Origin of the sequence: Aromatoleum petrolei, from assembly GCF_017894385.1 — a bacterium.
Taxonomy (GTDB): domain Bacteria; phylum Pseudomonadota; class Gammaproteobacteria; order Burkholderiales; family Rhodocyclaceae; genus Aromatoleum; species Aromatoleum petrolei.
The window spans coordinates 1,098,068-1,122,592 of sequence record NZ_CP059560.1 but is presented as its reverse complement, the minus strand read 5'-3'; the positions used below and the strand labels follow the sequence as shown (position 1 = coordinate 1,122,592).

The window sequence follows — 24,525 nt, the reverse complement described above, 5'->3', positions numbered from 1 at the left end:
CGCGCTGGAAAAACACCACAGCAACAACACATCTCACCGACCCGGAGAGGGAGAACAATGGATCAGGATTTCATCGCCGCGGCACTCGAATATCATCGTGCGCCGACGCGCGGCAAGATTTCGGTCGTTCCGACCAAGAGCCTCACCAACCAGCGTGATCTGGCGCTAGCCTACTCGCCTGGCGTTGCTGCGGCATGCGACGCGATCGTCGAGGACCCGGCGAACGCGCGCGAATACACCTCGCGCGGCAACCTCGTCGCGGTGGTGACCAACGGTACTGCGGTGCTCGGTCTGGGCAACATCGGCCCGCTGGCATCCAAGCCGGTCATGGAGGGCAAGGGCTGCCTGTTCAAGAAATTCGCCGGCATTGACGTGTTCGACATCGAACTCGCCGAGAACGATCCGGACAAGCTGATCGACATCATCGCCTCGCTCGAGCCCACCCTGGGCGGCATCAACCTCGAGGACATCAAGGCGCCCGAGTGCTTCTACATCGAGAAGAAGTTGCGCGAGCGCATGAAGATCCCGGTCTTCCACGACGACCAGCACGGTACCGCGATCATATCCACGGCCGGCCTCATCAACGGCCTGAAGGTCATCGGCAAGGACATCGCGAAGGTCAAGCTGGTGTGCTCCGGCGCTGGCGCCGCGGCGATCGCGTGCCTGGACCTGATGGTCGCGCTAGGGCTCAAGCGCGAAAACGTTTATGTCTGCGACTCCAAGGGCGTAATCTGGGTCGGCCGCGAAGAGAATATGGAGGCCAACAAGGCCCGCTATGCGCAGAAGACCGACGCGCGCACGCTCGCCGACGTGATGGTCGGTGCGGACGTGTTCCTCGGCCTGTCGACCGCGGGTGTGCTGAAAGGCGAGATGGTCGCCTCGATGGCGGACAAGCCGCTGATCTTCGCGCTCGCGAATCCCAACCCGGAAATCCTGCCTGAGGACGCCAAGAAGGCGCGCCCTGACTGCATCATCGCGACCGGGCGTTCGGATTACCCGAACCAGGTCAACAACGTGCTGTGCTTCCCGTTCATCTTCCGCGGCGCGCTCGACGTCGGCGCCACGACGATCAACGAGGAGATGAAGCTCGCGTGCGTGCGCGCCATTGCCGAGCTGGCCCAGGCTGAGCAGAGCGATATCGTTGCTTCCGCTTATGGTGGCGCGGAATTGCGCTTCGGCCCCGAGTACATCATTCCGAAACCCTTCGACCCGCGCCTGATCGTCAAGATCGCGCCGGCCGTGGCGAAGGCGGCGATGGACTCCGGCGTGGCAACTAAGCCGATCGAGGATCTCGCCGCCTACACGGCGAGCCTGTCGGATTTCGTGTATCAGTCCGGCATCGTCATGAAACCGGTGTTCGCCGCCGCAAAGCGGGTACCTGCCGAATTCAAGCGCGTGCTGTACGCCGAGGGCGAGGACGAGCGCGTCCTGCACGCGGCGCGGGTGGTCATCGAGGAGAACATCGCGCGTCCGATCCTCATCGGCCGCCCTGGCGTCATCGAGATGCGCATCCAGAAGATCGGCCTGAACCTCGTTCCGGGCCGCGACTTCGACATCATCAATCCGGAATCGGACCCGCGCTACAAGGAGCTGTGGCAGGAATACCACCGCATGATGTGCCGCGACGGCGTCACGCCGGAACTGGCGAAGGCCAAGATGCGCCGCGACACGACGCTCATCGGCTGCATGGTCCTGCGCCGTGGCGACGCGGATGCCCTCGTGTGCGGCACCTTCGGCTCCTACGATTACCACTTCAAGCAGGTCGAGGACGTGATCGGCCTGAAGCCCGGCGCGAAGCTCTTCGCATCGATGAGCCTGCTGATGCTGCCCAAGCGCACGCTGGCGATCACCGATCCGTACGTGAATGAGAATCCGAATGCGGAGGAAGTTGCCGAGATCGCCCGCATGGCCGCCGAGGAGCTGCGTCGCTTCGGTATCGAGCCGCGCGTCGCACTGGTCTCGCATTCCAACTTCGGCAGCGCGCGTTCGGCGTCGGCGCGCAAGATGCGCGAGGCTGCAGGGATCCTGCGCCAGATCGCCCCGGGCCTCGAGTGCGACGGCGAGATGCACGGCGATTCGGCGCTTTCGCCGGAAATCCGTGCCAAGGCCAACGCCGAGTCGACGCTGGTCGGCGAGGCCAACCTGGTCGTGATGCCCAACATTGACGCCGCGAACATCTCCTTCAACATGATGAAGATGGCCAACAGCGACGGTGTTTCGATCGGCCCGATGCTGCTGGGTGCGCGCCTGCCGGTGCATATCCTGACGCCGTCGGCAACGGTGCGCCGTCTGGTGAACATTACCGCGGTATCGGTGGTCGACGCCTACGAGCAGCGTGTGCAGTCGGGCGCTGCGGTTTAAGGGGGTCGGACGGCGCAGTCGGGATCCGGATCAGGGTCCCGGCCGCACGTGTTTTTCGGGGAGGCCGGGGAAACGATCATGCAAAGGCTGCTGATCATCCTCGGCCTTTTCGTTCTCGCTGCCGGGCTGTTCTGGCCTTGGCTCGCCAGGATTCCGTTCGGTCGGCTGCCTGGCGACATCCACATTCAACGCGACGGTTTCGACTTCTTCTTTCCGGTTACGACGGGACTGCTCTTCTCCCTCGTCCTGAGTCTGCTTATCTGGCTGTTCCGGCGTTAACAAGGTTTACAATCCACCCAACATTACCGGTAGAAGGGACTTTGACATGACTCACGCGATTCGTTTCCATCAGACCGGTGGTCCCGAAGTGCTCCACTGGGAAGCTGTCGACGTCGGTGCTCCTGCCGCAGGCGAGGTGACGGTGCGCCATCATGCGGTCGGTCTCAACTATATCGACACTTACCATCGCAGCGGACTGTATCCGGTGCCGCTTCCCTCGGGTCTGGGCCTGGAGGGGGCCGGCGTGGTCGAGGTGGTGGGCGAGGGCGTCTCCGACCTGGCGCCCGGCGATCGGGTCGCCTATGCTGGTGGTCCGCTCGGGGCCTATTCCGAGGTGCGCAACCTGCCCGCGCATCGTGTCGTGAAGCTGCCGGCATCGGTGTCCTTCGAGCAAGGGGCTGCGATGATGCTGCAGGGACTCACGGCGCAGTACCTGCTGCGCCGCACCTACCGCGTGCAGCCGGGCGATACGGTGCTGATCCACGCGGCCGCGGGCGGTGTCGGCCTCATCGCGTGCCAGTGGGCGAAGGCGCTGGGCGCAACCGTGATCGGAACAGTCGGATCCGACGCCAAGGCCGAGCTTGCACGGGCGCACGGCTGTGACCACCCGATCGTGTATACACGTGAGAGTTTCACCGAGCGTGTCCGCGAGATCACCGGCGGTGCAGGCGTGCCGGTCGTGTACGACTCGATCGGCAAGGACACTTTCATGGATTCGCTGCGCTGCCTGCGCCCGTTGGGCATGATGGTGCTGTTCGGTGCGGCGTCCGGGCCGGTGCCGCCGTTCGACCTCAGCCTGCTGAACACGCTGGGATCGCTCTTCGTCACGCGTCCGAGTATCGCGGCCTACACGGCAAAGCGCGAGGATCTCCTTGCGATGGCCGACGAACTCTTCGACGTGGTCGGATCCGGCAAGGTGCGGGTCGAGATCAATCAGCGTTACGCGCTGAAGGATGCCGCGCAGGCGCACCGTGATCTCGAGGCGCGCCGTACTACCGGCTCGACGATCCTGTTGCCCTGACGGGGCGCGACATGAGGAGCAAACCGGGTTCATCGTGGCTGGCATGCGTCGCGGCCGGGATCCTGCTGGCGCTGCCGCTCGCCCCGTCGGCCATGGCGCAGTCGGGGCCGTCATCTGCGATGGATCCCGCCCGCACGGCGTCGCTGTCGGCGGCAAGTCGCCGTATCGAGGATCACTTCGTGGCCGAGGTCGCCCGCATCACGGGTACGACGCCAGCCCGCGTGCGTCGGGCCATGCCGGACGAACGGCGCATCACGTCCACGGCGTCACGATTGATCTCGGCGCTGGAAGTCGATCTTGGAGCACCGCTCACGCCCGAGCAGCAGGCCGAAATTCTGGATGCTGACCAGGCGCGCAAAGTCTCCCTGATGAAGGCACGCGAGGCGGCACGCGGGCGCTGATTCCCATTGACGGTCGGACGTACAGACAGCGGCAGCGGCCGAATTGGGGCGCGGGGGAGGTTGGGGATCGGGTAAAATTTGCCGATGACTGCCTCTCACGAACCTCGCTTCATCCACCTTCGTCTGCATACCGAGTACTCGATTTCGGACGGCATCGTCCAGATCGATCAGGCGATCGCCCGCGCGGCCGCCGACGGCATGCCGGCGCTGGGCATTTCCGACCTCGCCAACCTGTTTGGCATGGTCAAGTTCTACAAGGGCGCACGCGGCAAGGGCATGAAGCCCGTCATCGGCGTCGACGCCTGGATCACCAACGACACCGATCGCGACAAGCCCTTCCGCGCCCTGCTCATCTGCAAGAGTCGCAAGGGCTACGGGCAGCTGTGTGAGCTGCTGACGCGCGCTTTCCTCGACAACAAGTACCGCGGGCGCGCCGAGATTCGCCGCGACTGGTTCGCCGACGGCGCGGCGTCGGATCTGCTGTGCCTGTCCGGTGCGCGCGAGGGGGAAGTGGGGCAGGCACTGGCAAACGGCAACGTCGAACTTGCCGATCGGGTGGCCGCCGAATGGGCCGCATTGTTCCCCGGCGCCTACTACATCGAACTGCAGCGCGCAGGCAATGCGGGCGCCGAGGGGTACGTACGCCAGGCGGTGCAGCTGGCCGGCAGGCTGGGGCTGCCGGTGGTGGCGACCCACCCCGTGCAGTTCCTCAAGCGCGAGGATTTCAAGGCCCACGAGGCACGCGTGTGCATCGCTCAAGGCTATGTGCTGGCCGACAAGCGTCGCCCGCGGGACTACACCGAGGAGCAATACCTCAAGAGCCAGGACGAGATGTGCGAGCTCTTCGCCGACATCCCGGAGGCGCTCGAGAATTCGGTCGAAATCGCACGCCGCTGTTCGCTGACGGTCCAACTGGGCAAGAATTTCCTGCCGCAGTTTCCCACGCCCGAAGGGATGACCCTCGACGACTTCCTGATCGCGGAGGCCAAGGCTGGCCTGGAAGTGCGGCTGGAGGAGCTGTATCCGGACGATGCAGAACGTGAGCGCCAGCGTCCGACCTACGAGGCGCGGCTCAAGTTCGAAACCGACACCATCATCCAGATGGGCTTCCCCGGCTACTTCCTGATCGTTGCGGACTTCATCAACTGGGGCAAGCACAATGGTGTGCCGGTAGGCCCCGGTCGCGGCTCGGGTGCGGGCTCTCTGGTTGCCTACAGTCTGCGCATTACCGACCTGGATCCGCTCGCTTACGCACTGCTGTTCGAGCGCTTCCTGAACCCCGAGCGTGTGTCGATGCCCGACTTCGACATCGACTTCTGCCAGGACAACCGCTACCGCGTGATCGAGTATGTGCGCGAGCGCTACGGCAAGGATGCGGTCAGCCAGATCGCGACCTTCGGTACCATGGCGTCCAAGGCGGTGGTGCGCGACGTCGGCCGCGTGCTCGATCTGCCCTATGGCCTGTGCGACCGGCTCTCCAAGCTGATCCCGATCGAAGGCGCGAAGCCCGTCTCGCTGGCGAAGGCCTACGAGATGGAGCCGCAGATCGGCGAAATGATGAAGGACGGCAACGACGGCGAGTCGGTGCAGGAGTTGTGGAGCCTTGCCGAGCCGCTGGAAGGCCTGTCCCGCAACGTCGGCATGCACGCCGGCGGCGTGCTCATCGCGCCCGGAAAGCTCACCGACTTCTGTCCGCTCTACATCGCCGACGGTGACGACGCGACGCCGGTGTCGCAGTTCGACAAGGACGACGTCGAGGCGGTCGGCCTGGTGAAGTTCGACTTCCTCGGCCTGCGCAACCTCACCATCATCGAGCTCGCGGTCGAGTACGTCGAACGTCTCACCGGGGAGAAGCCCAACCTCGCCGCGCTGCCGTTCACCGACCCCGCCGCCTACCAGATCCTGAAGGACGCGAATACCACCGCGATCTTCCAGGTCGAATCGGACGGCATGAAGAAGCTCCTCAAGAAGCTCGCGCCCGACCGCTTCGAGGACATCATCGCGGTGCTTGCGCTCTACCGTCCGGGCCCGCTCGGCTCGGGCATGGTGGACGACTTCATCCTGCGCAAGAAGGGGCAGCAGGAGATCGACTACTTCCATCCGGACCTCAAGCCCTGCCTGGAGCCGACCTACGGCGTGATCGTGTATCAGGAACAGGTGATGCAGATCTCGCAGATCATCGGCGGCTATACGCTAGGCGGCGCCGACATGCTGCGCCGCGCGATGGGCAAGAAGAAACCGGAGGAGATGGCCAAGCACCGCGAGACGATTGCCGCCGGTGCGAAGCAGAAGGGCTACGACCCGGCGCTCGCGGAGCAGCTCTTCGACCTGATGACGAAGTTCGCGGAGTACGGCTTCAACAAGTCGCACACTGCCGCCTACGCCGTGGTCACCTACCATACGGCGTGGCTCAAGGCGCACCACTGCGCGGCCTTCATGGCCGCGACCATGTCGGCGGACCTCGACAACACCGACACGATCAAGATCTTCTTCGAGGACACGATCGCGAACGGAATCACGGTCCTGCCGCCTGACGTGAACCAGTCCGACTACCGCTTCGTTCCCACGGATCGGAAGACGATCCGCTACGGTCTGGGTGCGGTGAAGGGTGTGGGCGAGCCGGCAGTGCGCTCCATCCTCGAAGCGCGCAAGAGTGGCGGAGCGTACACGGATCTGTTCGATTTCTGCGCGCGCGTGGACCGGCGCATGGTCAACCGCCGCGTGATCGAGGCGCTGATCCGTTCGGGTGCGTTCGATACCATCGAACCCAGCGGCACGGCCGATCGCGCGCGTCTGCTCGCGACCGTGAGCCTCGCGATGGAAGCGGCCGAGCAGGCGGCCGCGAACGCCATGCAGGGGGGGCTGTTCGACCTTGTGCCGGAGGCCGCCGGCGCGGCGCCTCAGTACGCGAACGTGCGCCCGTGGACGGAGCGCGAGCGCTTGAAGGAGGAGAAGACCGCGATCGGTTTCTTCCTCTCTGGCCATCCGTTCAACAGTTTCCGCGAGGAAGTGCGCCGCTTCATCCGTCGTCCGCTGTCGCAGCTCGAACCCTCGCGCGATCTCGCGATGCTGGCGGGCGTGGTGATGGACGTGCGCACCAAGATGACCAATCGCGGCAAGATGGCGTTTGTCGTGCTCGACGACGGCTCACAGGTGCGGGAGGTGTCAGTCTTTTCCGAAGCGTTCGACGCGAACCGCAGCAAGATCGTCACCGACGAAGTGTTGGTGGTCGAAGGCAAGGTCAGCAACGACGACTTTACCGGCGGGCTGCGTATCGTCGCCGACAAGCTGCTGTCGCTCGGCGAAGCGCGTTCCCGCTTTGCCAAGGCGCTCCAGATCAGCGTCAATGGCGAAGTGAAAGGCGCGGGGGGGGCAGTTGCGGCAGCGGACAAGCTCGAAACGCTACTCTCGCCTTTCCGCGACGGCGGCTGCCCGGTTTCGCTGCGCTATCGGAACGAGCAGGCGGAGGCCGAACTGCCCCTCGGCGCGGCCTGGCGGGTGCGTCTCGACGATGCCTTGCTCGACAGCCTGCGGGAGTGGCTCCCGCACGAATCGGTCGAGGTCCTCTACCCCAATTGATATGGGCACAAAAAAGGCCGCGGCCCTTGCGGGCGCGGCCTTTCGGCTGATCCGGCAGGGGCGGTCAGAGTTCCTTGGCGTGCTCGGCCAGATACTCCGCGACGCCTGCGGTGCTGGCCTTCATGCCCGCTTTGCCCTTGTTCCAGCCGGCCGGGCAGACTTCGCCGTGCTCTTCGGTGAACTGTAGCGCGTCGACCATGCGGATCATCTCGTCGATGTTGCGGCCCAGCGGCAGGTCATTGACGACCTGGTGGCGCACGACGCCGTTCTTGTCGATCAGGAAGGAGCCGCGGAAGGCGACGCCAGCGTCGGCTTCGACGTCATAGGCACGGCAGATCTCGTGCTTCACGTCGGCGACCAGCGTGTACTGGACCTGGCCGATGCCGCCGTTGTTGACCGGGGTGTTCTTCCACGCGAGGTGGGTGAACTGGCTGTCGATCGAAACGCCCAGCACTTCGACACCGCGCTTGGTGAATTCTTCCAGGCGGTGATCGAACGCGATCAGCTCGGACGGGCACACGAAGGTGAAATCCAGCGGGTAGAAGAACACCACGGCGTACTTGCCCTTGGTGACTTCCGAGAACGTGATGTTCTTGATCTCGTTGTTGCCGAGGACCGCGGTCGCGGTGAAATCCGGGGCCTTCTTGCCGACGAGGACTGCCATGTTAGTCGTCTCCAGAGTGGGTTGAATGACCGGGGGATTATGTTGCCATGATTTGGAAAGATCCAATTGCCTTTTGCACGACAGGTCGATAGAAATTTTCTATCGTGAGCTTTCGGCGAATTGGCGCGGTTTCTTCCCTGATTTCAATCATTGTTAAACTTTGTTTCCGCGTTACCGTAATACCTAAGTATGAGAAAGACCGACGTTCGCGGGTGCCTCGGGCGTCCGGGATGCAGAAACAGGACAGGTAGCCATGATGCAACGACTGAAGAATTCTCCGATCTGGGTTCGCCTGATATTGGCAATCGGCATCCTGCTGATCGCAGTCGGCACGACCTTGGTCGTATGGGTGTCGGCCGAGCAGGAGAACATGGCGATCAACCAGTCCCATGACTTCGCCGAGACGATCAACCAGATGACCATGGCAACGTTGGTGTTCATGAAGAGCACCAAGACGATCAAGAAGCGCGCGATCTACCTCGACCAAGTGAAGAAGTCGTCGGGGCTGACGGATATGCGGGTGGTCCGGGCAGAGCCGGTCATTCATCAGTTCGGCGACGGCGACGAGGATGAAATGAACGTCGGGCCCGACGAAAAGGTGGCGATCGACAGCGGCAAGCCGTTCTTCGAGCTGCGTAACGACCCGGACAAGGGAAAGATCCTGAAGGCCGTGTTCCCGGCCATCAACCGCACGAATTACCTTGGCAAGGACTGCACCGAGTGCCACGACGAATACCCCGAGGGGACCGTGCTCGGGGCCGTGACGATGGAGGTTTCGCTCAACCGCATGGATGCAGCGGTCTCTGCCGCACGATCCAAGCTGATTGGCGGTGCGCTGGCGGCGCTGGGCTTGATGATGGTCCTGATCTTCGTCTTTCTGCAGGCGGTGGTGGCGCGGCCGCTGGCCGAGCTTTCGAGTCGGCTGCGCGACATTTCCGAGGGCGAGGGCGATCTCACCCAGCGTTTGCCTGTGCGTGCCGAGGACGAGGTGGGCAAGGCTGCCGGCTATTTCAACAAGATGATGGAGAAGTTGCAGGGCGTCATCCGCAACATTTCCTCGTCGGCCGATCAGGTGTCGAGCGCCGCCTCCGATCTCCAGCGCGGGGCAGTCGAGATTCGGGCCGGAGCGGGCGAGCAGTCCGAAAAGTCGGCTTCGGCGGCATCTGCGGTCGAGCAGATGGCGGCGAGCATCATGTCCGTCGCCCAGGCGAGCGGGGAGGTGCTCAAGGTCGCGCGCGACAGCCTTTCGCGCGCGGAGGCGGGCAACGCCGACGTGCTCGAACTCACGGGCAGACTGTCCGATGTCGAGAGCGCAGTGAGCAAGATGACCCAGACCGTCGGCGACTTCATCCACAATACCGACGCGATCTCGACCCTGACCGCGCAGGTGAAGGAGATTGCCGACCAGACCAACCTGCTCGCGCTCAACGCCGCGATCGAGGCCGCGCGGGCGGGAGAGCACGGCCGCGGGTTTGCCGTCGTCGCCGACGAAGTACGCAAGCTGGCCGAGAAGTCGACCCGCTCGGCAAACGACATCGACGACGTCACGCAGAAGCTCAACTCCGGTTCCGTGGGGGTGCGCGCGGCGATCACGCAGGGATCGGATGCGCTGGTGCTCATCCGCGAATCGATGTTGCGCGTGTCCGAAGCCTTGCGCAGCAACATGGAATCGGCTGGCGGTGTCGCCGACGGCATGAACAGCATCGCCACAGCGACCGACGAGCAGATGAAGGCGAGCTCCCTGGCGGCCAACAGCGTCGAAATGATCGCCGGGCTCGCGCAGCAGACGAGCGCTTCGCTCGACGGTGTCACCGGCGCCACGGCCAGCCTGGAACAGCTGGCCGCGCAGTTGCGCGATGAAATCAGGCGCTTCCGTATCTAACTGTTTTGATTGTCGTTTCGGCGCCACAGGGTGGTTGCCGCTGTATCTTCCAAAAGGTATAAGAAACATTCTGCTACAAATGAGGCGAGCCGAACCTGGAGCCTCGCCAAGGAGTTGAAATGAAGCGTCTTTTTGTTTCCGCCATAGCGCTTGCAGCAAGTGCAACGAGCCTGCCGGCTGCCGCGGTTGATGCCGCCGCCGCCGATGCCCTGGTTCGCAAGAGCAAGTGCCTGACCTGTCACGCCGTCGAAAAGAAGAAGGATGGCCCCGCCTTCAAGGAGACTGCCGCCAAGTACAAGGGCAAGCCCGAGGCGATGGAGAAGCTCACCAAGCACGTTACGGTGCCGAGCAAGGTCAAGGTCGAAGGGAAGGAAGAGGATCACGAGACGCTGAAGACGGAAGATCCGGCGGCGGTCAAGAACGTCGTCGAGTGGATTCTTTCGCTCTGACATGAATCCAGCGTGAAGCCGGTTCCGGCCATTAACTATAGGGAGGCGGGACGAGCGCCGCGCGTGCCATACAGCACGCCGGAAATTCTCGGACCCGCGGCGGGATCCGGCTTCGCGCCGTTTGATGGGCAGGGTGGCGGCATGGTGCCGCAGCCCCGCGCATAGGCTGTACCAAAGGGGAGAAGTTGATGAGCAAGAACGCAGGAAGCATCCGAAAGTGGGTGCTGGCCTTGCTGGCCGGTGCTGCATTCATCGGTCATGCATATGCCGCAAAGGACGTCGTCCAGGTTGGCGACTCGGTATGTACGCGCTGCCACGACGAAGGCGAGGCCAAGCCGGTCCTGTCGATCGGTCAGACGCGCCACGGCACGATGGCCGACAAGAATGCCGGAACCTGTACCTCGTGCCACGGTGAAAGTCCGACGCACGTAAGCAAGCCGTCCGACGTGACGGAGCGCCCCAAGCCCACCGTCAATTTCGGACCGAAATCCGCGACGCCGATCGACGAGCGCAACCAGGTTTGCCTCAATTGCCATCAGGGCGGCCAGCGCACCCATTGGCAGACCGGCGCGCACGCCGCTGCGAACCTGGAATGTACGTCCTGTCACAAGATCCATTCGTCCGAGGATCCTGTCCGCGACCGCCAGACCCAGCCCGACGTCTGCTTCAGTTGTCACAAGGAGCAGCGCGCGCAGGTGATGCGCCCGAACCACCACCCGATCCCCGAGCGCAAGGTCGTCTGCGTCGACTGCCACAACCCGCACGGGTCGGCCGGTCCGAAACTGATGCAGCGCGACAGCGTCGTCGCCACTTGCTACACCTGCCACATGGAAAAGCGCGGCCCCTTCGTCCGCAGCCATCAGCCGGTCACCGAGGATTGCACGATCTGCCACACGCCGCACGGCAGCGTGAATGACAACCTGCTCAAGCAGCGCGCGCCTTTCCTGTGCCAGCAGTGTCATGAACCCACGTCGCACCAGGGCACCATTGCGAGCACCGGTATGGTCGCAGCCACCAACCGCTACACGCTGGGTCGTGGCTGCCTGAACTGCCACACCAACATCCACGGCTCGAACAATCCGCTGGATGACACGAGCAACGGCCGTGCCTTGCAGCGCTGACGGGAGAACGAAAATGCGTAACAACATCAAGGTTCGTGCCGTCAGTCTCAATGTGATTGCGGCTTCTCTGATTGCGGCGTTTGGATCCGCCCAAGCGCAGGATGATGTCGTCGAGCGCCTGATCCGCCCCGAGAGCTCCGTGAGCGTCGGGTTCGGCTATCTCACCGAGGACGTTGCACGGTTTGGCCAGTACTCCGGATTGCGAGATGAGGGTTTGTATGGTCTCGCGGACGTCAAGCTCGTCGATCGTGACGATGCGACGGGGCGTTGGCTGCGCTTGGATGGTCGCAATCTCGGGCTCGATAGCCGAAGCCTGCGCTTCGAGCACTCGATCCAGGGCAACTGGAAATACTTCCTCGATTACGACCAGACTCCGCGTTACTCGCAGTACGAGGTCAGAACCGGCCTTCAGGGTATCGGTCACGACTTTCAGCGGGTGAATGGCGTACCGATGCGCGAGAAGCGCCTGCACACTGACCGCGAAGCACTGAGCTTCGGTGGGCAGTATGCCTTGGGCAACGGCTGGGATGTGCGCCTCAAGCTCAAGCAGGACATCAAGCAGGGCGATCGCCTGTACGGCGGGTATCCGGTCAATGCGAAGCACATCTTCCTGGCCGAGCCGATCGATCACACGATGCGCCAGATCGACCTCGTGCTGGGATATGCCGGCTCGAGGCTGCAACTCTCCGCGGGCTATTACGGCTCCTTCTTCGATAACGGCAACTCCGCACTACGTCTTGCGACGAACCCCGCCGGTACCCAGATCACGAATCTGGGTACCGCGCGCTTTGATCGGATTGCGCTGGCGCCGGACAACTATGCGCACCAGTTCTACCTCGACGGTGGCTATACGTTCACGCCGACCACGCGCGCGAACTTCAAGATTGCGAAGTCGTTCGCGTATCAGGACGATTCGTTCATCGAACGCTCGGTACGGCAGCCGCGCGTCGACAGCCTCGACGGCAAGCTCGAAACCACGTTGGTCCAGTTCGGCCTCAGCGCGCGGCCGCTGCAGAAGCTCTCGCTCGTTGCGGATTGGCGCTACGAAAATCGCGACGACCGGACAACGCAACGGCGCTACTTCGATCCGGCGGCGTCCCGGACCTTCAATGGTATCAACGAAACGCGCGATTTCGAGGTCAATACCGGCAAGCTCGAGGCCCGCTACATGCTACCCGCGGGTTTCAAGCTCGCTGCGGGCATCGACTACGATGAAAAGAAGCGCGATGCCTACGATGTGCGCCTGACTTCGACCCGCAAGCGTACCGAGGAACTCGGTTATCGCGTGGAACTCTCACGCTCGCTGTCCGATACCGTGAATGGCTCGGTCAGTCTGGTTCAGAGTGAGCGATCGGGCTCGCGGCTGCTGACGGAGACGTCCACTGCGACTTCGTACTATGCCGTGCCGTATCACCTCGCGGATCGTGATCGCGAGAAGGTCCGCATGCGTCTCGACTGGATGCCGATCGAGGTGCTTTCGTTCCAGCTCACCGCCGACGCATTCAACGATGACTACAAGGACGGCGGCTACGGTATCGACAAGGGCCGCGGCAGCTTCTGGTCTGTCGATGGAACCTGGGTCTTTGCCGCAGACTGGGATGTCCATGGTTGGGCGTCGCGTGAATACTCGCGTCAAGTTAACCAGACTCGCGGAGCAGGGAATGCCGATTGGTTGGCAAATCTGCAGGTTCAGACCGAGGCATTTGGCGTCGGCTTGAAGGGCAAGGTGGGAAGTCGCTGGAAGCTGGGTGGGGATCTATCCTATTCGCACAACCTGAATCAGTATGGGCTGACAGGGGCCGCGATTACGCCGGCGATGGCCATCAACGACGTCAAGTTCACGGTCACGACGCTGAAGTTGTTCGCGGAATACGAAATGCGCAAGGACCTGTCGCTGCGTTTCGATGCCGTGCATGACCAGTGGAGTACGAATGATTGGCAGTGGGCCAACTTCATCTACACTTCCGCTGCGCCTGCTGATGGCACGACTCTGTCGCAGGACGAAACTCAGGAAACCACTTTCGTTGGTGTGACGATGCGCTACAAGTGGCGCTAAGTCCGGCTTGCTGAGTGCGAGGCCCACCCGATCGCAAGCTCGGGTGGGTTTCTTCTTTTCAGTCCGCCTGTTACAGCGTGGGCAGCATCAGGAATCCGGTCTGTTCCGGCCGCGCCGCCGGATTGACGGCGACGCGCTCCACCCGGGCGTGGGACGGGCCGTGGTGAGCCCAGCGCACAAAGTGCTCGACCGCCCCCGCCGATCCCGCCACCACGGCCTCGACGCTCCCGTCCGAGCGATTTCGCACCCAGCCGCAAAGTCCCAGACGCTCGGCCTCCGTGCGCGCGCTTGCGCGGAAGGCGACTCCCTGAACGAGTCCCTGAATCATCAGGTGACGCGCGACATGATCGGTTTCACGCATAGGACACCTCCGCATCCCGGTTCCCGCAGCGGTGCGCACGCAGCAGCGCGTCGGTGATGTTGCTGGCGAGATTCTCGGTACCGATCGTTTCGCCGAACCCCGAGCGTTGGACGATGGAGGCGGGCTGGGCGTTCAGGTCGCACAGGATCAGCTGTGTGCCGCGCTTGTCCAGGGCGCGGTGGAGCGCCTGCAGCATGTCGAGGCCGGTGGTGTCGATGTTGATGACCTTCTCCATGTCGAGGATCAGTGCGTCGGGATGGCCGTCCTCCATCAGCATGAGGTTTTCGAGCTTGTTCGCCGCCCCGAAGAACAGGCTGCCGAATACGCGGTAGGCGAGGACGCGCGGCGTGCCATCGGCGCGCGACAGGGCTTCGACGCCGTAATAATCCTCCAGTACGATGCGCTCGACACGGGTAAGGTCGGACATGCGGTAGATGAAGAACAGGCTCGCCAGGACCATCCCGAGTTCGACCGCCAGCGTCAGGTCGAAGACGACCGTGACGAAGAAGGTGCCGAGCAGGATGATGCGGTACTGCCTTGAGTAGCGCATGAGTTCCTTCCAGGCGAAGGCGTGCCATTCGCCCATGTTCACCGACACGATGACCACGATCGCCGATAGCGTGGCCAGCGGGATGTAACTCGCGAGTGGGGCGAGCGCGAGTACCACGGCCAGCAGCACGAGTGCATGAATGATGCCTGCGATCGGGGTGTGCCCACCCGAGCGGATGTTCGTCGCCGTTCGGGCGATCGCGCCGGTGGCGGCGAAGCCGCCTAAGAGCGGGGCGGCCACGTTGGCAATGCCCTGCGCCATCAGTTCCTGGTTCGGGTCGTGCCGGTCGTCGATCTGGTTGTCCGCGACGCGAGCCGACAGCAGCGACTCGATTGCTCCCAGCAGCGCGATCGTCAGCGCCGGTGCGATGAGCTTGCCCAGTGTGCCCAGCGACAGCTCGGGCAGGCCGAAGTGGGGGATCTCCTGCGGGATGCCGCCGAAGCGGCTGCCGATGGTGTCTACGGGAAACTGGACTATTGCGTTGATCGCGGTGGCGATCAGGAGCACTGCCAGTGGTCCCGGGAGCCGCCGCATCCATGCCACGCGCCTGGCCATCTGGTTCCACGCGAGGAGTACGGAGAGCGAGGCCACCGCCACCGCGAGTGTTGGCAACTGGATGGTGTGGGCGGCGCCGATCAGCGCCTCCATCTTGCCGAAGAACTCGCCCGGCATCTTGTCGATGGATAGCCCGAGGAAGTCCTTGATCTGCGAGATGAAAATCACCACCGCGATGCCGTTGGTGAAGCCGATCACCACCGACACCGGGATGAAGCGGATCATGCTTCCGAGGCGGAACGCACCCATCGCGAACAGCATGAAGCCCGACATCATCGTGGCGATGAGCAGGTTCGAGACACCGTAGTCCACTACGATCGCGTAGATGATCGGGATGAAGGCCCCGGTCGGGCCGCCGATCTGTACCTTGGAGCCGCCGAGCGCCGAGATCAGGAGGCCGGCGACGATGGCGGTCCAGATGCCGGCGGTGGGGCTCATCCCGCTGGCGATCGCGAATGCCATCGCCAGCGGCAGGGCGAGAACACCGACGGTGATGCCCGCGGAAAGATCCTGGGTGAAATGACCCCGCCCGTAACCGGGCAGGGTATCAAACAGTTTGGGTCGAAAATTGATCACGATGCCTCCTCGATTCCTCTGTGTGCCGTGGCTTACCCGTGGTACTGCTGCCGTACCGGCATCCGGGTGCCGTGCGTTGCCACACGATCCAGCGTTTCGAGGGAGTGAGGGGCATCGGGCTGCGAGCCTGCCGTTTCCTTACTTGACGCGCATCCCCGCAGTCGCGCCCGCATCCGGGGACAGGATGTAGAGCCCGCCGGTCTTGCCGTCGGGATCGGACGCGGCCAGAACCATGCCCTCGCTCATGCCGAACTTCATCTTGCGCGGCGCGAGGTTGGCGACCATCACCGTCATCCGCCCCACCAGCGAGGCCGGGTCGTAAGCCGATTTGATGCCGGCGAACACCTGCCGAGGCTTGTCCTCTCCGATGTCGAGCTGCAGGCGGATCAGCTTGTCGGCGCCTTCCACGTGCTCGGCAGCGACGATCTTCGCGATGCGCAGGTCGACCTTTGCGAAGTCGTCGATGGAGATGTGCGGAGAAGCCGTCTCGGCACTCTGGGCCGCGTGTTGCTGTTTCTCCGCATGGCGCTGCTGCGACGAGGCGGTTTTTGCGTCGGGCGACGCAGCGGCGGCGGTCGGGGCGAGCGAGTCGCGGTTGGCCTCGAGCAGGGCGTCGATCTGCTTGCGCTCGACGCGCGTCATCAGGTGGGCGTAGACGTTGACCACGTGGCCGGTCGGCAGGGGCTGCCACTCGCCCTGCCATGCCAGAGGCGCAATTGCCAGGAAGGATTCGACCTTGGCGGCGAGTGCCGGCAGCACCGGCTTCAGGTACAGGGTGAGGTCGCGGAACAGCGTCAGCGCGGTGCTGCACACGACGTGCAGATCCCCCTCACGCCCTTCCAGTTTTGCAAGCTCCCAGGGTTTCTGCTCATTTACGTACTGATTCGCCAGATCGGCCAGATGCATGATCTCGCGCAGTGCGCGGCCGTAGTCGCGCTCCTCGTAGGCCTGTGCGATCGCGCCGGCTGCATGGGCCGCCGAGAATGCAGCCGTGGCCGCGGTGTCGCTTGCCGCAAGCTTGCCCTCGAAGCGCTTCGTGATGAAGCCCGCACAGCGGCTGGCGATGTTCACGTACTTGCCGACGAGGTCGGCGTTGACCTTCGCGATCATGTCGTCGAGGTTGAGGTCGACGTCTTCCATCGTGCCGTTGGACTTGGTCGCGAAGTAATAGCGCAGCCATTCCGGGTTCAGGCCCTGGGTCACGTAGGAGCGTGCGGTGATGAAGGTGCCCCGGCTCTTGCTCATCTTCGCGCCGTCCACGGTCAGGAAGCCGTTCACGCACAGCTGCGAGGGCGTGCGCAGGCCCGCGAACTGCAGCATCGCCGGCCAGAACAGCGCGTGGAAATAGAGGATGTCCTTGCCGATGAAGTGCACCATCTCCGTTCCCGCGGCTTCGGCGCGCGTGGCATCGACGAAGTCATCCACGACGATGTCGCCGCGCTTGTCCGCGAGGTTGCGGAAGCTCGCCAGGTAGCCGATCGGGGCGTCCAGCCAGACGTAGAAATACTTGCCCGGGGCGCCGGGAATCTCGAAGCCGAAGTAAGGGGCGTCGCGCGAGATGTCCCAGTCGGACAACGTGTTCTCGCCCTCCTGGCCGTCCTCGCCGAGCCACTCCTTCATCTTGTTCGCAGCTTCCGCCTGCAGGCGGCGAGTGCCGGCGGTGTTGGTCCCGCGCGTCCATTCGCGCAGGAAGGCGACTGCGCGCGGGTCGGACAGTCGGAAGAAGTAGTGTTCCGAAGTCCTTAGCACCGGCTTCGCCCCGGACACAGCCGAGTACGGGTTCTTCAGCTCTGTCGGTGCATACGCCGCGCCGCACACCTCGCAGTTGTCACCGTACTGATCCGCCGCGCCGCACTTCGGGCATTCGCCCTTGATGAAGCGGTCGGGAAGGAACATCTCCTTCACAGGGTCGTAGAACTGCTCGATCGAGCGCGTCTCGATCAGCTTTGCCGCCGTGAGGCGCTTGTACACCTCCTCTGCGTACGTGCGATTCTCGAGGCTGTGCGTGCTGTGGTAGTTGTCGAATGCGACGCCGAAGTCGGTGAAGTCGCGCAGGTGCTCGCCATGCACGCGCCCGATCAGCGTCTCGGGGGTGATTCCCTCCTTCTCCGCGCGCAGCATGATCGGCGTGCCGTGCGTGTCGTCCGCGCACACGTAATGCACGGTGCTTCCCCGCATGCGCTGAAAGCGTACCCAGATGTCGCCCTGGATGTATCCGACCAGATGGCCGAGGTGGATGTCGCCGTTGGCGTAGGGCAGGGCGTTCGTGACGAGGATCTTGCGGGACATGTGCGGATTCAGGAATCGAAAACGGAAGTGTAACAAACGCGCCGCGCCATATTGAGCGGTCGGCGCACCTAGCGGGCAAAGGGGCGGACGATGATCTCGACGCGGCGGTTTTTCGCGCGTCCTGCTTCGGTGCCGTTGTCGGCGAACGGCTCCGTTTCGCCGCGACCGTCGGCCTGCAGGCGCGTCAGGGCGATGCCGCGCACGCGCATGTATTCGACGACCGCCTCCGCGCGGCGGATCGAGAGCTGCATATTGTGCAACTCGCTACCGACACCGTCGGTATGACCGATCACCAGGATCTCGGTCCCCGGCGTCTCGTTCAGCACGTCCGAGATGCGGTCGAGCGTTGCGCGGAGGCTGGAACGAGGTTCGATGCCGTCACGGGCGAAGGCTTCGGCGCCGGGAATCAGGATTTGCAGGTTGCCGTCGTTGCGCGCGATTACCGATAGATCGCCGGCACCCGCCAGCGCGCGCGTGATCCGCGCCCGCTCCGCGCTCCAGTCTACGTTGGGCAGATTGCTGACCGGCGCCCGAGTGATCTTCGTTGGAGATGCCGTTTCATGATGCGGATCGGCGGATGTGGCGCAAGCGGAAAGCAGCGCGATCAACGCGGAAAGCGCCGATGCCTGGAAACGGGTCATGCTCGGAATGTCCTCAAAGATGGCAGTCGTGCAAGGCGCGGATTTTACCCCGTCGAGCGCAGCCGAATGACCATTTTGCGCCCGAGGGTGAGCGCCGGCGCCGCCTTCGGTATGATGCAGTTCTTGTCGCCCCGCATGCGGGCCCCTGATCCCGAGGAAGCCAGTCATGAGTCTCACCCCCGAGTCCGTTACCGAAGTGCTCAAAAGCGTTGTCGATCCGAATACCGGCAAGGACCTCGTGTCGGCCCGGTGCATCCGTAACCTCCAGGCGTCCGGCGGGAGCGTGAGTTTCGAGATCGAGCTGGGTTACCCCGCCCGCACGCAATTCGCGCTGATTCGCGACCTTGCGGTCGATGCCGTGCGCGCGTTGCCAGGAGTCGAAAAGGTCGACGTCCAAGTCAGCAGCAGGATCGTCGCTCATGCGGTGCAGCAGGGCGTGAAGCTCCTGCCGGGTGTCAAGAACATCATCGCAGTGGCCTCGGGCAAGGGCGGTGTCGGCAAGAGCACCACCGCCGCCAACCTTGCCCTCGCGCTGGCGGCCGAGGGCGCGCGCGTCGGCATCCTCGATGCCGACATCTACGGCCCGTCTCAACCCCAGATGCTGGGCATCGGCGAGCACAAACCGCACTCGCTCGACGGCAAGACCATGGAGCCGTTGGAAGCGCACGGCCTGCAGGCAATGTCCATCGGTTTCCTCGTCGATGTCGAGACGCCCATGGTGTGGCGCGGCCCCATGGCCACCCAGGCGCTCAACCAGTTGCTCAAGGAAACGAACTGGAAGGATCTCGACTACTTGATCATCGACATGCCTCCGGGCACCGGCGACATCCAGCTCACCCTATCGCAGAGCGTGCCGCTCACGGGTGCGGTGATCGTCACCACCCCGCAGGACATTGCGCTGCTCGATGCGCGCAAGGGCCTCAAGATGTTCGAAAAGGTCGGCGTGCCGATCGTTGGCGTTGTCGAGAACATGAGCATCCACATCTGTTCGAACTGCGGTCACGAGGAGCCCATCTTCGGTACCGGCGGCGGTGAAAAGCTCTGCGCGGATTACAACACCTTCTTCCTCGGTGCCCTTCCGCTCGACCTGCAGATCCGCCAGGAGGCCGATCGCGGCACGCCCACCGTCATTGCCGATCCCGACGGACGCATCGCCGGCATTTACCGCGAAATTGCGCGAAAAGTGGCTGTGCGGGTGGCCGAGAAGGCCAAGGACATGACCCACAAATTCCCCAATATTGTGGTCAAGAACACCTGATGCGCGGGCGCCGTTGGATTTGTCTTTTGATCCGGCGGCGCTTGCCCTAAACTACGCGGATTTTTCGCGTCCGGCCGGTGCCGGATAGGTCGCCGAGGAAAACGCGCCCCCATGTCCATCAAGTCCGACAAGTGGATCCGCCGCATGGCGGAACAGCAAGGGATGATCGAGCCGTTCGCACCCGAGCTGGTGCGCCACAACGACGGCGGCAAGATCGTCTCCTACGGTACGTCGAGTTACGGTTACGACGTCCGTTGCGCCAACGAATTCAAGATCTTCACCAACATCAACTCGACGATCGTCGATCCGAAGGATTTCGACGCCCGCAACTTCGTCGACTTCGTCGGCGACGTCTGCATCATCCCGCCGAATTCGTTCGCGCTGGCCCGCACCGTCGAGTACTTCCGCATCCCGCGCAGCGTGCTGACGGTCTGCCTCGGCAAGTCGACCTATGCGCGCTGCGGCATCATCGTGAACGTCACGCCGCTCGAACCCGAGTGGGAGGGCCACGTGACGCTCGAGTTCTCCAACACGACGCCGCTGCCGGCGAAGATCTACGCAAACGAAGGCGTCGCGCAGATGCTGTTCTTCGAGTCGGATGAAGTGTGCGACACGTCCTACAAGGACCGGGGCGGCAAGTACCTCGGCCAGACCGGCGTGACGCTGCCGAAGATCTGATCCACCCATACGATCCGTCGCGCGCGGAGCGAACATCGACAGGGGCCGTCTGACGGCCCTTTGTACTTTCCGGTAATACGGGGCCAAACCACTCACGGGTATGATTCCCGTATGCCGCAGGGCAGCAAGCTGGAGAAACTGGAATGCGCTTTCATTTTCCGATCATCATTATCGACGAGGACTTCCGCTCCGAGAATGCGAGCGGGCTCGGCATTCGCGCCCTTGCGCAGGCGATCCAGGACGAAGGCATGGAAGTGCTGGGCGTCACCAGCTATGGCGACCTGACCTCGTTTGCGCAACAGCAGAGCAAGGGGTCGGGCTTCATCCTGTCGATCGACGACGAGGAGTTTTCGTCACCGGAAGCGTCCGACAAGGCCATCGCCGACCTGCGCGCCTTCGTGGAGGAAATCCGCTTCCGCAACGCCGACATCCCGATCTTCCTGTACGGCGAAACCCGTACCAGCCGGCACATCCCCAATGACGTGCTGCGCGAGATGCACGGCTTCATCCACATGTTCGAGGATACGCCGGAGTTCATCGCCCGCTACGTCGTGCGCGAGGCCAAGAACTACCTTGAGAGCCTGCCGCCGCCGTTCTTCCGCGCCCTCGTTCACTATGCCGCCGACGGCTCCTACTCCTGGCACTGCCCCGGCCACTCCGGTGGTGTCGCCTTCCTGAAGAGCCCGGTCGGCCACATGTTCCACCAGTTCTTCGGCGAGAACATGCTGCGCGCCGACGTCTGCAACGCGGTCGAGGAGCTCGGCCAGCTGCTCGACCACACCGGCCCCGTTGCGGCCTCCGAGCGCAACGCCGCGCGCATCTTCAACTGCGACCACCTCTACTTCGTCACCAACGGTACCTCCACCTCGAACAAGATGGTGTGGCACACCACGGTCGCGCCCGGCGACATCGTGGTGGTCGACCGCAACTGCCACAAGTCCATCCTCCACTCCATCATCATGACCGGAGCAGTGCCGGTGTTCCTCACGCCGACGCGCAACCACTACGGCATCATCGGCCCCATCCCGATCGACGAATTCCGGATGGAGACCATCCAGCGCAAGATCGAGGCCAATCCGTTCGCCCGCGAGGCAGCGAGCAAGAAGCCGCGCATCCTCACGATCACACAGTCGACCTACGACGGCGTGGTCTACAACGTCGAGACCATCAAGGAGATGCTCGACGGCCAGATCGACACGCTGCACTTCGACGAAGCCTGGCTGCCGCACGCCGCGTTCCACGACTTCTACGGCGACTATCACGCCATCGGCGCCGATCGCCCGCGCTGCGAGACGTCGATGATCTTCTCGACCCAATCGACGCACAAGCTGCTCGCGGGTCTGTCGCAGGCCTCGCAGATCCTCGTGCAGGATTCGCAGACCTGCAAGCTGGATCGCGACATCTTCAACGAAGCCTACCTGATGCACACTTCGACGTCGCCGCAGTACGCGATCATTGCCTCGTGCGATGTCGCGGCCGCGATGATGGAGCCTCCGGGCGGGCCCGCACTGGTCGAGGAGTCGTTGTCCGAGGCCGTCGAATTCCGTCGCGCGATGCGCAAGGTCGATGCCGAGTTCGGCGACGACGACTGGTGGTTCCAGGTGTGGGGGCCGGAGTATCTTCCTGAGGAGGGTATCGGCACGCGCGAGGACTGGATGCTCAATGCCGGTGACCGCTGGCATGGTTTCGGCAATCTTGCCCCCGGGTTCAACATGCTTGACCCGATCAAGGCGACGATCATCACCCCGGGCCTCGACGTCGACGGCGACTTCGACGAGTCGGGCATCCCCGCCGGCATCCTCACGCGTTATCTGGCCGAGCACGGCATCATCGTCGAGAAGACCGGCCTGTACTCCTTCTTCATCATGTTCACCATCGGCATCACTAAGGGTCGCTGGAACACGCTGGTGACCGAGCTGCAGCAGTTCAAGGACGATTACGACCGAAATCAGCCGCTGTGGCGCATCATGCCCGACTTCATCGCCAAGCATCCGCGCTACGAAAAGGTCGGCCTGAAGGATCTCTGCGCGCAGATCCACTCCTTCTACAAGACGCATGACGTCGCACGCCTGACCACCGAGATGTATCTCTCGGACATGGTGCCGGCGATGAAGCCTGCGGACGCGTTCGCCAAGATGGCCCACCGCGAGATCGAGCGTGTGGCGATCGACGAGCTCGAAGGGCGCGTCACGGCCATGCTCGTCACCCCCTATCCGCCGGGTATCCCGCTGCTGATTCCGGGCGAGCGCTTCAACACGACGATCGTGCGCTATCTGAAGTTCGCGCGCGACTTCAATGCCGCCTTCCCGGGCTTCGAGACGGACATCCACGGATTCGTGCGCGAGCAGTCCAACGACCGCGTCGACTACTTCGTCGACTGCGTCAGGCAGGACTGAGCAGTTCGGGGTGATGCCGCGGCGGGATATCGCCGCGGCACCCGGCGCGGATCAGGGCTTGCGCCGGTACTCGGCGAAGTCGAAGGGAAATTCGTTGTTCGCGTCCGCGGCGTGCGACTCGCGGCGGGTTTCGGTGAAGCGCGAACGGTCGAAGGCGGGGAAGAAGGCGTCGCCATCGACCTCCGCTGCGATCTCGGTCAGCACCAGCGCATCCGCGCGCTCCAGCAGTTGGCGGTAGATCTCCGCCCCGCCGATCACGAACACCTTCCCGCCAGCCGTGGCCGCAAGGGCGTCGTCGAGGCTGGCAAAAACCTCCGCCCCGCTGGCCGCATACGACCCGTCGCGTGTCACCACCAGGTTGCGCCGTCCCGGCAGTGGCCGGCCCAGCGATTCCCATGTCTTGCGGCCCATCAGCACCGGGTGTCCGACCGTCGTCGCCTTGAAGTGCGCGAGGTCCGCCTTCAGCCGCCAGGGCAGTGTGTTGTCCCGGCCGATCACCCCGTTGCGGGCGACCGCCGCAATCAGCACGACTTCGGTCTGCGTCGCGCTCATACCGCCACTTCCGCCTTGATGTGGGGGTGCGGGTCGTAGCCCTCGAGCGTGAAGTCCTCGAAGCGGAAAGCAAAAATATCCTTTACGTCCGGGTTTGTCTTCATCTTCGGCAGCGGGCGCGTGTCGCGCGAAAGTTGGAGTCTCGCCTGCTCGATGTGGTTCTGGTAGAGGTGGCAGTCGCCCCCGGTCCACACGAAGTCGCCCGGCTCGAGATCGCATACCTGCGCAACCATCAACAGCAGCAGCGCATAGGACGCGATATTGAATGGCACGCCGAGGAAAATGTCGGCGCTGCGCTGATACAGCTGGCAGGACAGGCGTCCGCCTGCGACATAAAACTGGAACAGGGCGTGACACGGCGGCAGCGCCATGCCCTCGACCTCGCCCGGATTCCACGCCGAGACAATGTGGCGCCGCGAATCCGGGTTGCACCGCAGGCCGTCGATCAGCTGCGCGATCTGGTCCACCGTCCGCCCATCGGCAGTCTCCCAGCGCCGCCACTGCTTTCCATACACCGGTCCGAGGTCGCCTTCGGCGTCCGCCCATTCGTCCCAGATGGAGACGCCGTTTTCCTTCAGGTAGCGGATGTTCGTGTCGCCCTGCAGGAACCAGAGCAGCTCATGGATGATCGATCGCGTGTGCAGCTTCTTCGTCGTCAGCAGGGGGAAGCCCTCGTCGAGGTTGAAGCGCATCTGCCAGCCGAACACCGACAGCGTGCCGGTGCCGGTGCGGTCCGACTTCGGGTGGCCATGTTCGAGAACGTGCCGCATCAAGTCGAGATACTGTTTCATGCATGAGTCCGTCGCAGAGAGAGCGCGATTCTACATCGTAGGCCCGGCGTACAAGCCATCACGAA

At 63.5% G+C, this 24,525-nt stretch carries 19 protein-coding genes; 12 read left to right on the top strand and 7 right to left on the bottom strand.

Annotated features, from left to right (window positions below; genetic code table 11):
- Positions 1–57 precede the first annotated feature (57 nt).
- From ToN1_RS05065 to dnaE, 5 genes are all read left to right on the top strand, one after another.
- The gene (locus tag ToN1_RS05065) at positions 58–2,361 is read left to right on the top strand and encodes an NADP-dependent malic enzyme (protein ID WP_169207813.1); all 2,304 of its coding nucleotides are present in this window, start codon (positions 58–60) and stop codon (positions 2,359–2,361) included.
- 78 nt (positions 2,362–2,439) lie between these two features.
- On the top strand, positions 2,440–2,640 hold the full coding sequence (locus ToN1_RS05060) for a DUF2905 domain-containing protein (RefSeq protein ID WP_169207814.1): 201 nt from the start codon (positions 2,440–2,442) through the stop codon (positions 2,638–2,640).
- A gap of 46 nt (positions 2,641–2,686) precedes the next feature.
- Positions 2,687–3,661 (top strand): quinone oxidoreductase family protein, encoded by a 975-nt coding sequence (locus ToN1_RS05055; RefSeq protein WP_169207815.1) that lies wholly within the window; start codon positions 2,687–2,689, stop codon positions 3,659–3,661.
- A gap of 11 nt (positions 3,662–3,672) precedes the next feature.
- Complete coding sequence (locus ToN1_RS05050; RefSeq protein WP_169207816.1) at positions 3,673–4,062, top strand: hypothetical protein; 390 nt, start codon at positions 3,673–3,675, stop codon at positions 4,060–4,062.
- 84 nt (positions 4,063–4,146) lie between these two features.
- The gene (gene dnaE, locus ToN1_RS05045; RefSeq protein WP_169207817.1) at positions 4,147–7,641 is read left to right on the top strand and encodes a DNA polymerase III subunit alpha; all 3,495 of its coding nucleotides are present in this window, start codon (positions 4,147–4,149) and stop codon (positions 7,639–7,641) included.
- Between the two features lie 64 nt (positions 7,642–7,705).
- Here dnaE and ToN1_RS05040 read toward each other — a convergent pair whose 3' ends face one another.
- The gene (locus ToN1_RS05040; protein ID WP_169207818.1) at positions 7,706–8,305 is read right to left on the bottom strand and encodes a peroxiredoxin; all 600 of its coding nucleotides are present in this window, start codon (positions 8,303–8,305) and stop codon (positions 7,706–7,708) included.
- A gap of 253 nt (positions 8,306–8,558) precedes the next feature.
- Here ToN1_RS05040 and ToN1_RS05035 point away from each other — a divergent pair, with 253 nt between their 5' ends.
- The 4 genes from ToN1_RS05035 to ToN1_RS05020 all read left to right on the top strand — a co-directional run bounded on the left by ToN1_RS05035 (position 8,559) and on the right by ToN1_RS05020 (position 13,813).
- Positions 8,559–10,187: a methyl-accepting chemotaxis protein gene (locus ToN1_RS05035; RefSeq protein WP_169207819.1), complete on the top strand. Its 1,629-nt coding sequence runs from the start codon at positions 8,559–8,561 to the stop codon at positions 10,185–10,187.
- 119 nt (positions 10,188–10,306) lie between these two features.
- A complete protein-coding gene (locus ToN1_RS05030; protein WP_169207820.1) occupies positions 10,307–10,636 on the top strand; it encodes a c-type cytochrome in 330 nt (109 codons plus the stop codon).
- Between the two features lie 188 nt (positions 10,637–10,824).
- A complete protein-coding gene (locus ToN1_RS05025; protein ID WP_169207821.1) occupies positions 10,825–11,757 on the top strand; it encodes a DmsE family decaheme c-type cytochrome in 933 nt (310 codons plus the stop codon).
- Positions 11,758–11,770: 13 nt separating this feature from the next.
- The gene (locus tag ToN1_RS05020) at positions 11,771–13,813 is read left to right on the top strand and encodes an MtrB/PioB family decaheme-associated outer membrane protein (protein ID WP_169207822.1); all 2,043 of its coding nucleotides are present in this window, start codon (positions 11,771–11,773) and stop codon (positions 13,811–13,813) included.
- 70 nt (positions 13,814–13,883) lie between these two features.
- On the opposite strand, the gene ToN1_RS05015 is transcribed toward ToN1_RS05020, so the two are convergent.
- From ToN1_RS05015 to ToN1_RS05000, 4 genes are all read right to left on the bottom strand, one after another.
- Positions 13,884–14,174, bottom strand: a complete 291-nt coding sequence (locus ToN1_RS05015; protein ID WP_169207823.1) for an acylphosphatase — start codon at positions 14,172–14,174, stop codon at positions 13,884–13,886.
- Positions 14,167–15,858, bottom strand: a complete 1,692-nt coding sequence (locus ToN1_RS05010; protein WP_169207836.1) for a SulP family inorganic anion transporter — start codon at positions 15,856–15,858, stop codon at positions 14,167–14,169. The genes ToN1_RS05015 and ToN1_RS05010 overlap by 8 nt, the downstream gene beginning before the upstream one ends.
- Before the next feature lie 135 nt (positions 15,859–15,993).
- Positions 15,994–18,144 (bottom strand): methionine--tRNA ligase, encoded by a 2,151-nt coding sequence (metG, locus tag ToN1_RS05005; RefSeq protein WP_169207824.1) that lies wholly within the window; start codon positions 18,142–18,144, stop codon positions 15,994–15,996.
- Between the two features lie 68 nt (positions 18,145–18,212).
- The gene (locus ToN1_RS05000) at positions 18,213–18,785 is read right to left on the bottom strand and encodes an OmpA family protein (protein ID WP_244860965.1); all 573 of its coding nucleotides are present in this window, start codon (positions 18,783–18,785) and stop codon (positions 18,213–18,215) included.
- Between the two features lie 166 nt (positions 18,786–18,951).
- Between ToN1_RS05000 and apbC the strand changes: the two genes are divergently transcribed.
- The 3 genes from apbC (at position 18,952) to ToN1_RS04985 (ending at position 23,117) form a co-directional block, all read left to right on the top strand.
- Entirely contained in the window at positions 18,952–20,043 is a 1,092-nt protein-coding gene (gene apbC, locus ToN1_RS04995) for an iron-sulfur cluster carrier protein ApbC (RefSeq protein WP_169207825.1), read from the top strand.
- Positions 20,044–20,154: 111 nt separating this feature from the next.
- On the top strand, positions 20,155–20,721 hold the full coding sequence (dcd, locus tag ToN1_RS04990) for a dCTP deaminase (protein WP_169131086.1): 567 nt from the start codon (positions 20,155–20,157) through the stop codon (positions 20,719–20,721).
- Positions 20,722–20,864: 143 nt separating this feature from the next.
- On the top strand, positions 20,865–23,117 hold the full coding sequence (locus ToN1_RS04985; RefSeq protein WP_169207826.1) for an arginine/lysine/ornithine decarboxylase: 2,253 nt from the start codon (positions 20,865–20,867) through the stop codon (positions 23,115–23,117).
- 51 nt (positions 23,118–23,168) lie between these two features.
- Here ToN1_RS04985 and ToN1_RS04980 read toward each other — a convergent pair whose 3' ends face one another.
- Positions 23,169–23,669, bottom strand: a complete 501-nt coding sequence (locus ToN1_RS04980; RefSeq protein WP_169207827.1) for a dihydrofolate reductase — start codon at positions 23,667–23,669, stop codon at positions 23,169–23,171.
- Positions 23,666–24,460 (bottom strand): thymidylate synthase, encoded by a 795-nt coding sequence (locus ToN1_RS04975; protein ID WP_169207828.1) that lies wholly within the window; start codon positions 24,458–24,460, stop codon positions 23,666–23,668. The genes ToN1_RS04980 and ToN1_RS04975 overlap by 4 nt, the downstream gene beginning before the upstream one ends.
- Positions 24,461–24,525 lie beyond the last annotated feature (65 nt).